This window comes from Clostridium sp. HCP1S3_C6 (assembly GCF_052066735.1).
In the GTDB taxonomy this organism is placed as follows: domain Bacteria; phylum Bacillota; class Clostridia; order Clostridiales; family Clostridiaceae; genus Clostridium.
The window spans coordinates 66,444-78,859 of record NZ_JBQHRN010000003.1; the positions used below are offsets into that span (position 1 = coordinate 66,444).

General features: G+C 29.2%; 12 protein-coding genes and 1 riboswitch. All 12 genes read right to left on the bottom strand.

The window, feature by feature from the left end; translation table 11 throughout:
• Positions 1-36: 36 nt before the first annotated feature.
• Positions 37-1,983, bottom strand: a complete 1,947-nt coding sequence (gene ftsH / locus ACTNAO_RS02000) for an ATP-dependent zinc metalloprotease FtsH (RefSeq protein WP_441027058.1) — start codon at positions 1,981-1,983, stop codon at positions 37-39.
• A 121-nt stretch (positions 1,984-2,104) separates the two neighbouring features.
• Positions 2,105-2,635: a signal peptidase I gene (gene lepB, locus ACTNAO_RS02005; protein WP_441027060.1), complete on the bottom strand. Its 531-nt coding sequence runs from the start codon at positions 2,633-2,635 to the stop codon at positions 2,105-2,107.
• Complete coding sequence (locus ACTNAO_RS02010) at positions 2,635-2,862, bottom strand: DUF3006 domain-containing protein (protein ID WP_441027062.1); 228 nt, start codon at positions 2,860-2,862, stop codon at positions 2,635-2,637. Before ACTNAO_RS02010 ends, lepB begins: the two co-directional genes overlap by 1 nt.
• Positions 2,863-2,950: 88 nt before the next feature.
• Positions 2,951-3,622, bottom strand: a complete 672-nt coding sequence (locus tag ACTNAO_RS02015) for a hydrolase (RefSeq protein WP_441027064.1) — start codon at positions 3,620-3,622, stop codon at positions 2,951-2,953.
• Positions 3,623-3,782: 160 nt separating this feature from the next.
• Entirely contained in the window at positions 3,783-4,478 is a 696-nt protein-coding gene (gene sfsA / locus ACTNAO_RS02020; protein ID WP_441027066.1) for a DNA/RNA nuclease SfsA, read from the bottom strand.
• A gap of 451 nt (positions 4,479-4,929) precedes the next feature.
• Positions 4,930-5,391 (bottom strand): 6,7-dimethyl-8-ribityllumazine synthase, encoded by a 462-nt coding sequence (gene ribH, locus ACTNAO_RS02025; RefSeq protein WP_441027068.1) that lies wholly within the window; start codon positions 5,389-5,391, stop codon positions 4,930-4,932.
• Between the two features lie 39 nt (positions 5,392-5,430).
• Complete coding sequence (locus ACTNAO_RS02030; protein ID WP_441027070.1) at positions 5,431-6,624, bottom strand: bifunctional 3,4-dihydroxy-2-butanone-4-phosphate synthase/GTP cyclohydrolase II; 1,194 nt, start codon at positions 6,622-6,624, stop codon at positions 5,431-5,433.
• 33 nt (positions 6,625-6,657) lie between these two features.
• Entirely contained in the window at positions 6,658-7,311 is a 654-nt protein-coding gene (locus tag ACTNAO_RS02035; RefSeq protein ID WP_441027072.1) for a riboflavin synthase, read from the bottom strand.
• A gap of 2 nt (positions 7,312-7,313) precedes the next feature.
• Complete coding sequence (gene ribD / locus ACTNAO_RS02040) at positions 7,314-8,435, bottom strand: bifunctional diaminohydroxyphosphoribosylaminopyrimidine deaminase/5-amino-6-(5-phosphoribosylamino)uracil reductase RibD (RefSeq protein ID WP_441027074.1); 1,122 nt, start codon at positions 8,433-8,435, stop codon at positions 7,314-7,316.
• Positions 8,436-8,584: 149 nt separating this feature from the next.
• Positions 8,585-8,709: riboswitch (FMN riboswitch) on the bottom strand.
• A gap of 58 nt (positions 8,710-8,767) precedes the next feature.
• Positions 8,768-10,315, bottom strand: coding sequence for a 4-alpha-glucanotransferase (gene malQ, locus ACTNAO_RS02045; RefSeq protein WP_441027076.1), 1,548 nt, complete (start codon positions 10,313-10,315; stop codon positions 8,768-8,770).
• Positions 10,316-10,353: 38 nt separating this feature from the next.
• Positions 10,354-11,373 carry a LacI family DNA-binding transcriptional regulator gene (locus tag ACTNAO_RS02050; protein WP_441027077.1) on the bottom strand — a complete coding sequence of 340 codons (1,020 nt, stop codon included), beginning with the start codon at positions 11,371-11,373 and terminating at the stop codon, positions 10,354-10,356.
• 155 nt (positions 11,374-11,528) lie between these two features.
• Entirely contained in the window at positions 11,529-12,416 is an 888-nt protein-coding gene (locus ACTNAO_RS02055; protein ID WP_441027078.1) for a sugar ABC transporter permease, read from the bottom strand.

Sequence of the window (12,416 nt, forward strand, 5' to 3'; positions counted from 1 at the left end):
ATATTCTGCATCAATGTTTATTTTCAAAATAAAAAACTAATTATTATTACTTTCATCATCAATATATGCATCTACTGATTTTTGATTATCTAATTCCTTATCTTGACTTTTATCTAATGAAAGTTCATTTTGTTCTTTATCTTCGTCCTTTTCATCTTTCTTTTTTAAATTAGGATATTTTTCTCTAACAATTTCCATAAATTCATCACCAAAAATAGTTTCCTTTTCAATGAGAATTTTAGCAATCTTATCTAATAAGTCTCTATTATCCTTTAAAATGTCTCTTGCTTTTTTATGTGAATCCTTTATTATTTTTAATACTTCATTATCAATCATTGTTGAAGTTTCTTCACTACAATTTCTAACAGCTCTTCCATCTAAATATCTATCTTGAATAGATTCTAATGCTACCATATCAAATTTATCACTCATACCATAAACAGTTACCATTGCTCTTGCAATTTTTGTAGCCTTTTGAATATCATCAGATGCACCAGCAGAAACTAACCCAAAAGCTTCTTCTTCTGCTGCTCTACCTGCAAGTTTTATAATAACTTCATTTAATAAAGATTCTTTTGAAGGTAAGTGTTTTTCTTCATCTTCTATTAGCATAGTATAACCAAGAGCTCCCATAGTTCTAGGGACAATTGTTATTTTATGTACTGGATCGGTGCCTTCAAGCATTGCTGCTGCAAGTGCGTGTCCTACTTCATGATATGCAACATATTCTTTTTCTTTTTTAGAAAGAATAGCATCTTTTTTCTCCTTACCAGCTATAATTACTTCTATTGATTCTTGCAAATCTTCTTGTTTTACTACCTTACGATTTTGTCTAACAGCTCTTAAAGCCGCTTCATTTACAATATTTGCAAGATCAGCTCCTACAGCACCAGGAGTTCCCTTTGCTATTTCATTTAAATCTACTTTATCATCTAAACATACATCTTTAGAATGAACTTTTAATATAGCTTCTCTTCCTTTTAAATCTGGTTTATCAACTGTGACTCTTCTATCAAATCTTCCTGGTCTTAAAAGTGCTTTATCTAAAACATCTGGTCTATTAGTAGCAGCTAAAATTACTATTCCCTTAGTTGAATCAAATCCGTCCATTTCAGATAATAATTGATTAAGAGTTTGTTCTCTTTCATCATTACTTTGATATTGATTGTCTCTACTCTTTCCTATAGCATCTATTTCATCAATAAAAATAATACATGGTGCTTTACCTTCAGCTTCCTTAAATAATTCTCTTACTCTTGAAGCTCCTACACCAACAAACATTTCTACGAAACTAGAACCTGATAATGAAAAGAATGGAACTTTTGCTTCACCAGCTACTGCCTTTGCTAAAAGTGTTTTACCTGTACCTGGAGGTCCTACCAAAAGTACTCCTTTTGGAAGCTTTGCACCTATTTCCGTATATTTTTTAGGTCTATTTAAATAATCAATAACTTCTTCTAGTGATTCTTTAGCTTCTTCTTGACCAGCTACATCTTTAAATGTAACTCCAATTTCGTTTTCAACATAAACCTTAGCATTATTCTTGCCAATTGAACCTAAACCACCACCCATTTTTCCTGCCATTTTTGAAAATAGTATTTTCCAAAGGAAATAAAACAAAACTAATGGTAAAACCCAAGTTAATACAAAATTCATTATAATTGATTCTTTTTGATTTTTTGCTTTAAATGTAACACCTGCATCTGTTAATTTTTGTACTAAATCCTTATCACCCATATTTGCAGTATAAAGTTTTCTACCATAATATTCTGTTCCTTCTTTAGGTTCTATTTCAATATTATCACTTGTTACAATTACCTCTGATATTTCATTTTGATTTACTAATTTTAAAAATTCATCATAGGAAATTTCTTTATTTACATAGGAATTCACTAAATAATATATTGTTGATAATGAGAATAATATTATCGATATATATATTATAAATGATATATTTATCTTTTTAGGATTCTTATCTTCCAATCTTGCCACCTCTCCTTCATATGTTACGACTAATAGTTTAAATATTTCTATAATAATACCATACTATATTGTCATTTTTTTGTCTAAAAGAATAATCTTTGTCTAAAATCACTTTAAAAATTTATTTTAAAAAACCAAAATCACTAAAAGGATAAACCTTTAATATAGCCTTAGCTTGAATATCTTTACCATCAATGTATGGATTTTGCCATTTACTTGAATCATATGAACTTATTCTATTATCTCCCAAAAAGAAATATTTTCCTTGTGGCACTTGAAATTCACCATAATTATTACTAGCATTTTCAACATATGACTCATTTAAAACTTCTCCATTTACTGAGACAGAACCATTATTTATGCAAACTCTATCACCAGGTAAACCTATTACTCTTTTTATTAATGTATCATCTAATTCTTCAGATCTAAAAACTAATATATCTCCTCTTTTTATTTTATTTAAATTATATACTTTACTTACAAATAATTGATCACCAACATTTAAAGTTGGAGACATTGATTCTGAAGGAATGTAAACCTTATACAATACAAATTGTCTAACAACAAGTGCTATAAAAAAAGCGATAATAACTGGAGCTACCCAGTCAAGTAAAATATTATTAGATTTTCTTAATTTCTGTGCACTTTCCATTATTCATCCCACATACCTTTCAATTTATTTTCTATGCCCTTTTTAACATTACTAGTTTCTTGTTTTAATATACAATATTTATTATTGCATTTTGTAATAATATCTCCCTCTTTTACTTTCGTAAGAATTTTATCATTCTTTATACTTATAGTATTGCCTAATGAATCTATTATTATAATAAAATCTTCTTCTAATCTATCTACAATATATTCATTTTTACTAAGCACATTAAAATCTCCTTACCTAAAATTAAAATGATAACAAAATATATAATAGTATACCATATCTAATTAATTTTGGAAAAACAAGTTTTTATTATTTTTTTCTGTATTTATCCATGATTTCACTAAATATTTCAGCAGAACTAGGTGGAGTATATGATATTGCATTTGCACCTGCTACTATTGTTTCTTTTATTGTTTCATTGGTAGGGCCTCCAGTAGCTATTATAGGAAACTTTGGATATTTTTCTCTTATACTTTTAACAATGCTTGCTGTTTTATTGCCACCACTTACATTTATAATGCTTGCCCCTGCTTCAATGCGCTTTGCTATATCCTCTTCTTCAGATAAAACAGTAACAATAACAGGTATATCTACAGTTTCTCTTACATTTTTTACAATTTCATTAGATGTAGGTGCATTAAGTACAACTGCCATAGCTCCCTTAAATTCAGCATCTAAGGCAAGATTAACAACTCTTTTTCCTTGAGTAATTCCTCCTCCCACACCACAAAAAACAGGTACATCAGCAGCCATAACTAAGGCTTCAGTTATGAGCGGCTGTGGAGTAAACGGGTATACAGCAATTATTGCATCTGCATTAGTATTTTTAATTATTGCTACATCTGTTGTAAATAAAATAGATTTTATTCTTTTTCCAAAAATTTTTATACCACTACAATCTCTAATTACTTGTGGCACTTCTATTGTATGATTTCTTAACGTTCCTTTTATTTCTGGAATGTATTTATATTTTTTTTCCATTTCAAGCCTCCTCATAACCTTTCGTACCTTTAATTATACTATTTAAAATTTTAATATAAAAGATATTAGCCTATAAAAATATTTTTTTAATATATATTCATTTTTTATATGTACATAGTATGTAGAAGCTTAATTAACATTAATCTCTATTAAAATATTATTAATTAATAATTAACTTAATAGGCTTATACATAAATATTTCCTCTACTGTAACAATACAAGAATAAACAAAAATATCAACACCCTCTTTATAAGCTTCTTTTAATGCACTTGAAAATTTAATGTCAGTTTCATAATTTGGAGAAAAACTTTTAACATCTTTCATTTGAATTAAGAAAAGTACTCCAGCACCTTTTCCTGCTTTTTTAGCCTTTATAAGTTCGTTAATGTGTTTTGTGCCCCTTTCTGTTGGAGCATCAGGAAACATTGCAAACTTTTCATTTTCTAATGTTACTCCCTTTACTTCTAAGTAATATTCTTCATTATTTTCTGTAGAAAGTTTAAAATCAAATCTACTATTTTCATAAAACTTTTCACTTTCAATTTTGGTATACTTTTTCAACTTATCCACAGCTTTATTTAATAATGCTTCTTTTACAACCTTATTAGGAATTTGTGAATCAATACAAATTAATTCATCTCTTTTATAGACACATATTAAATCATATTTTGTTTTTCTTTTTTCATTATTTTCTTCTCGTAGCAGTACTGTAACACCCTCATATAGTAGTTCCTTGCACCTTCCTGTATTAGGTACATGTACTGTAGTTTCAGTTCCATTAATTTTTACAAGAGCATTAAACCTATTAGGTCTTTTTATAAATTCAGCTTTAATAATTTTTTTATTATATTTCATTTTGCACCTACTTATTAACATTATCCACAATTTTTATCCACATATATTTTTCTACTGTTTATAACTTTTTTTAATGTATATTTGCTTTTTTACGTATTTTTCAGCTTAAATCATAATAATGTGACTTATATACACTATATTGTTGCTCAAACATATTTGTATCATACATATTGTGTTAATTTTTTATTAATATAATGTTAACATTTTTGCCCTAATAGCAAAACTTATCAACATTATCCACCGATGTTATCCACATTATTAACACATTTACAGTATATATAGCTTATAACTTGTGAATAAAAATTGATTTTTTCTGTTTCTGTGGATAACTTTTAAATTATTATACATTCTTATATACTTTTCTACAACTTTTTTCTTTTTTATTTATATAAAAAATAGCCTTGAAGCTAAAAATTAAGCTTCAAAGCTATTTAATAAAATATTTCTTTTATTATAAATTGTTCATTAAATTAACCATTTCAATTGCAGTTGACGCTACATCAAATCCTTTATTTCCAGCCTTTGTTCCAGCTCTTTCAATAGCTTGCTCAATTGTATCTGTAGTAAGCACACCAAATATAACAGGTTTACCTGTTTCTAAAGATGCCATAGCTATACCCTTAGAAGCTTCTGCACATACATAATCAAAATGAGCTGTTGATCCCTTAATAACTGCTCCTAAACATATTACAGCATCATATTTATCAGATTCAGCCATTTTCTTTGCTACAAGGGGTATTTCAAAAGCTCCTGGCACATATGCAATTGAAATATCTTCATCTGCTACCCCATGTCTTTTTAACCCATCTAATGCACCATCAACTAATTTCGAAACTATAAACTCATTAAATCTTGCAGCTACTATTCCTATCTTTATATTTTTTGCTACTAATTTTCCTTCTATTATATTCATTTTATTCACCTTTCCTTTTTATTAAATTAATTTTAAAATTTATAACATATGTTGCATTTTTTCTTTCTTAATTCTTAAATAAAATTCATCATTCTTGTTTGGTTTTATTTTTAATGGAACTCTCTCTATTATTTCAATTCCATACTCTTCAAGCCCCTCTATCTTCTTAGGATTATTTGTCATAAGTCTAAGCTTTGTAGCTCCTAAATCCTGAAGTATTTGAACACCTACCGTATAATCTCTTGCATCAACAGGAAGCCCTAACGCTATATTAGCATCTACTGTATCATAACCTTGATCCTGAAGTGCATATGCTTTAAGTTTATTAATAAGCCCTATACCTCTTCCTTCTTGTCTTAGATAAACAAGTATTCCTTTCCCTTCTTCCTGTATTTTTTTCATAGCTGCATCATATTGTTCACCACAGTCACATTTTCTAGAACCAAGTGCATCTCCTGTAAGGCATTCAGAATGTACTCTTGTAAGTATAGGTTCATTATCATTTATTTCACCTTTAACTAATGCCACATGGTGTTCTCCATTTATTTTATTTACATAACCATAGATTTTAAAATCTCCATATTTTGTTGGTAATTTAGCACAAGTAACTCTTTTCATTATTCTTTCATGCTTCTTTCTGTATTCTATAAGTTGTGCTATTGTTATTACTTTAAGTTTATGCTTTTTAGCAAATTCTAAAAGTTCAGTTGTTCTCATCATTGTGCCATCATCTCTCATAATCTCACAACATAAGCCACATTCCTTTAATCCAGCAAGCTTAACTAAATCTACTGTAGCTTCTGTATGACCTCTTCTTTCAAGGACACCACCATTCTTAGCTTTAAGAGGAAACATATGACCTGGCCTTCTAAAATCTTCAGTTTTAGCATTATCTTCAACTAATTTTCTAGCTGTTATTCCTCTTTCTTCTGCAGAAATACCAGTAGTTGTATCAATATGATCAATTGAAACAGTAAATGCAGTACAATGATTATCTGTGTTATTTGTTACCATTTGCTCAAGTGATAGTTTTTCAGTATAGTAGCTACTCATAGGCATGCATATTAATCCCTTTGCAAAACATGCCATAAAATTAACATTTTCTTTAGTTGCAAATTCAGCTGCGCATATTAAATCACCTTCATTTTCTCTATCTGGATCATCAATACACACTATTATTTTTCCATTTTTTAAATCTTCAAGGGCCTCATTAATTGTATTAAACTTTTCCACATTTATCACACCTTTCATCTTTTCTTATTTTTATTAAAGGAAACCATTTTCAAGCAAAAATTTCTCACTTATTGAATCTTGTTTTGTATTTTTTTCATTTTTATTATTAATAAACTTTTCTATATATTTTCCTACAATGTCACATTCAATATTTACTATATCCCCTACTTTTTTAGTCAATAATGTAGTTTCTTCACCTGTGTGAGGAATTATTGATACCTTAAAACATTCAGAAGAAACATATGCCACAGTAAGACTTATTCCATCAATAGCTATTGAACCCTTTTCCACTATATATTTAAGTAATTCAATAGATGTATTTATTACAATCCATGTAGCTATATCTTCTTTATATGTTTTTTCTATCTTTCCTGTACCATCTATATGACCAGTTACTATATGCCCTCCTAATCGAGACTGCAATGTAAGAGCTCTTTCCAAATTTACAATGCTACCTTTTCTCAAATTGCCAAGATTACTTCTTCTGTATGTTTCATCCATAATATCTGCAATAAAGTAATCACTGCCAATATGAGTTGCTGTTAAACAAACACCATTTACAGCTATACTATCTCCAAGTTTTGTTTCTTTAAGCACCTTTTTAGCCATTACCTTTACTTGTGAATTATTAGCATTTCTTTCTAAGAAAGCTACTTTTCCCACTTCTTCTATAATTCCAGTAAACATATCTAATCCTCCTTTTTACCTTTATCCATATATCCTTCTATTAATATATCTTGACCCATTTTTTTATATTGGAGATTTGTAAGCTTAAAGGCCTTACTAAGTTTATCAATTCCATCACCAGCTATAGGTCCCTTAGCATTATTTCCTCCTATTATCTTTGGTGCTATATACATCTGAATTTTATCAACTATATTACTTTTTAATGCTGAAAAGTTTAGCGTAGCTCCTCCCTCAAGTAAAACACTATCTATATTAAGTTGTCCTAACCTTTCAATTAAATCATTTAAACATACTCTTTTTTCACTATCTTCAGCACAAACTAAAATCTGTACGCCCATATTTTCAAACTTTTTTCTATCTTCAAATGAAGCAGAACTTGTACATGCAATTATGGTTTTAACATCATTAGCTGTTTTAACAATGTTAGAATCAAATGGCGTCCTTAATTTGCTATCTACTATAATTCTTATAGGATTTATATTTTCTTCAATCCTGCAAGTAAGACTTGGATTATCTTTAATTACTGTATTTACTCCTACCATAATTGCAGAATATTGCTTTCTTAATATGTGCACATTTTTTCTTGATTCTTCCCCAGATATCCACTTTGACTCACCAGTTTTTGTAGCTATTTTTCCATCAAGAGACATAGCACTTTTCATAAGTACAAAAGGCCTTTTAGTTACTACATATTTCATAAACACTTCATTTAATTTTAAACACTCATCCTCTAAAACGCCACACTCTACTTCAATACCAGCTTCCTTTAACATATAAACTCCTTTTCCTGCAACAAGAGGATTAGGATCAAGGGTTCCTATTACCACCCTTCTTATCTTTTTTTCTATTATTTTTTTTGCACATGGAGGTGTTTTACCATAATGAGAACAGGGTTCAAGTGTTACATACATAGTTGCACCAGACACATCAAATTCTTCTGCATTTTTAAATGCATTTACTTCTGCATGCCCTTCTCCATACTTCATGTGATATCCAGAACCTATAACATTATTATCTTTAACTATCAAAGCCCCTACCATAGGATTAGGACTTACATGCCCCATTCCCTTAGAAGCTAATTCTAATGCAATACCCATATATTCCTTATCTTTATCTGTTATCATTAGTATCACCTCACAAAATTAATAAAAAAATCCTAATCTTAATAAAGATTAGGACAGCAAACATAATTTATATATTTATAAAAAAAAGCTCTGAAATATAAATATTTCAGAGCAAAAATACAAATTAAAATAATATAAAATACCTTAAACTACATCTTCTTTCATCCAGACTATACTGTCGGCTTTGGAATTACACCAAATCTGCAAAAATTATTAATAATTGCTCGCGGGCTTTACCGCCGGTAGGGAATTACACCCTGCCCCGAAGAATTATTCTATTTTATATATATAATATTACTAATTATTTTCTTTGTCAACTATTTAACAATGTATTATTTTTCTTCTTCTTCCTCATCCTCATCTTCTTCAATAACTTCTGGGAAAAATCTACCTGTTAAAATATTCATTTCATAAATCTTGTCAGCTAAAGCATTATCAAAGCTTCCATCTTCAGCTCTCCATTGCCAATTTCCCATTGTTGTAGATGGCGTATTCATTCTAGTTTCAGCTCCAAGATTTAGAAAATCTTGCATTGGTGCTATAGCAACATCTGCAACACTTGACCAAACACCTCTAATAAAGCCCCAGTTATAGCCTTCTTCGCTATTTAAACCTAAATAAGTTTTAGCTATAGTTGCTTCTTCTGTTGATGAACTTTCAGTAAACCAACCTACAAAAGTATCATTATCATGAGTTCCAGTATAAGCTATGCAATTTCTTCCATAATTTTGTGGAAGATAATCATTATCTCCTTCTCCATTAAATGCAAATTGTAGTATTTTCATTCCTGGATATCCTGTTTCTCTTAAGAAATCAATAACTTCATCTGTTAAGAACCCTAAATCTTCAGCTATAACATTAATATCTCCAAGTTGCTTTTTGATTTCCTTAAATAATGACATAGCTGGTCCTTTAACCCACTTACCATTTATTGCTGTATCATCACCATATGGTATTGCCCAATATGCTTCAAAACCTCTAAAGTGATCAATTCTTAAAACATCATATAATTTTAAACTTTCTCTAACTCTTGATACCCACCAAGTATATTTGTCTTTTTTCATTTTATCCCAGTCATATATAACATTTCCCCATAATTGTCCTGTTTCAGAAAATGCATCAGGTGGGCAACCTGCAACAACTGTAGGTTCAAACTTCTTCATATCCATTTGGAAGTTTTCAGGATGACTCCATGTATCACAACTGTCATATGCAACATATATAGGAATATCTCCTATAAATTCAATACCAAGATCATTAGCGTATGCTTTTAATTCATACCATTGTTTAAAGAATAAGAATTGAAGGAAAGACCAATATTCAATATCATCCTTTAATTCCTTTTTATATTTTGCTAATGCTTTAGGTTCTCTTTTCTTTATGTCATCATCCCATTCAGACCAACTCTTTAAATCAAAATGATTTTTAACTGCCATATATAATGCATAATCCTCAAGCCAGAACTTGTTTTCTTTTTTAAATTTTTTGAATTCTTCTTTTAATTCTTTAAATTTTCCCTTTTTACTAAAATTAGAATATGCTATCTTTAATACTTTATATTTACTTTCAAATATTAATGCATAATCAACTCTAGTTTTATTTACTCCAAAATCTACATCAATGTAGTCTTTTTCCTCTAAAAGTCCCTCTTCCACAAGCTTATCAAAATCTATAAAATAAGGATTACCAGCAAAAGCAGAAAAACATTGATATGGAGAATCTCCATAACTAGTATGTCCAACAGGTAATAGTTGCCAATATTTCATTCCTGCTTTATTAAGAAAATCAGCAAATTTGTAAGCTTCCTTTCCAAAAGTTCCTATTCCAAATTTCCCTGGTAGTGAAGATATGTGCATTAATACTCCAGCAGATCTTTCCATTAATCATCATCCTCTCTTAATAATTTTTCTTAGATATATTATAACAAATTTTTTTTACAAGATTGTCTTTTTATTAATTTTGTTTCCAAAACTATATGCTTATTTTTTGAATTTCTATTATTTATAAGTTCCAATAAAACATTGGCACTTTTGGTTGCTATTTCTATTTTAGGCTGACTTATTGTTGTTATCCCTGGATTATAAAATTCACTTACATCCATTCCATCAAAACCTATAATTGAAATATCTTTACCTATTTCTAAACCACTATCCACAACAGCTTTAGCAATTCCTATAGCCATAAAATCTGATATTGCAAACACTGCAGAAATTTTTTTACCTGAACATAAAAATTTTCTCATAACTTCATAAGCAAGTCTGGTACTATAATTTCCTTCCAAGATGTTACCTTCATCAATATTAATTCCTGCTTCAATTAGTGCCTTCTTATATCCGTTAAGCCTCAGATTACTAATTCCTGTATCTTTTTTTTGCCCAATCATTATAGCAATATCTTTATGCCCTAAATCTATTAAATATCTAGTAGCAGTATACGCTGATTTTTCATTGTCTACTCCTACTGATGAATATCCATCTTTATCCTCATCTACAATAGTATTTACTGATGTAAGTACTATTGGTATACCCAATGCCTTTAATGTCATTCTTCTTTCTGAATTGAAGTTTCCTCCAAGGCAAATTACTCCTTGCAATCGTTTTTCTTTTATAAGCGACTGTAATGTATCAAAATCATCTTCTTTTGTATAATCATTTTGTTCAAATATCATTGTATATTTTGATCCATTAATTATATTTCCAATAATATTTGTCATTTCTGAGAATAATGGGTTAAACACACCCATTACTAAAACACCAATATTATTAGTGTTATTTTGTTTTAATATTCTAGCACTATTATTTGGAACATAGTTACTTTCCCTTATTACCTTCTTTACTTTCTCCCTTGTACTATCCTTAACATCACTATGATTATTTAATACCCTTGATACTGTACTTACTCCTACCCCGGATAACCTTGCTATATCTTTAATATTCATATTATCCCCCCATGTTCTTAAATAATATCGAAACATTGGTAACGATACCGAAAATAGGGTTTAAATAGTTCCTGCTTATTTTTAAGCAGGAACTAAAACCACTCATAAGTTATCTAAGAAATATCATACCTTTAATTACTATAATAAATTAAATATTAGCCCTTAACTGAACCTGCAGTTAATCCAGTTGCTACATATTTTTGTAATCCCATGAATAATGCTACTACTGGGACTGATGATAATATTGCAGCTGCTGAATATTGTGTCCAGTTAGATGAGAATTTATCTTTAATAAATGATTGTAAACCTGTTGCTAAAGTTTGTACACTAGCATCTTTTAATAATGCTTTACTATATATAAATTCACTATATGCATTAATAAAAGCAAATAAGAATACAACAAGTAACATATTTCTCATTAATGGTAATACAATCTTTGTAAACACTTGTAAAGTAGTTGCACCATCAACATATGCTGCTTCTACTAGATCATCAGGAATACCATCCATATATCCCTTCATAAGCCATATATTATAAGCACTACCACCTGCTTGTAATAATATTATTGTGAAAAGATGATCCATAAATCCAAGTTGCATACATACTGTTATAATAGCAGGTAATGCCATTGTAGTTGGGAACATTTGAAGAATTAATAATGCCATTAATCCTTGATTTCTAAATTTAAATTTTAATTTAGAAAAAGCAAATGCAGCTGGAACAGATAATGCTAATTGAATTACACCTACAGATAATGAAACAACAAGTGAATTCTTTAACCATATTAAAAAGTCAGTACTTGTAAATATTGACTTATAGTTAGCCATAGTAAAAGTTTTTGGAAAAATACTTGTACTTGTAGCAAAAGAAGTTCCTTCAGCTACTGATGCTGAAAATATTGCCACTATTGGGAATAATACTATTAGTATTACTAACCATATTACAATTCTAGAAAGCCATGCAATTAATTTTTCTCTTGGAGTTATTTTTTCAACATACTTGTATTGGCCTTCAATACTATTATTCTTTGATGCTATCTGCAT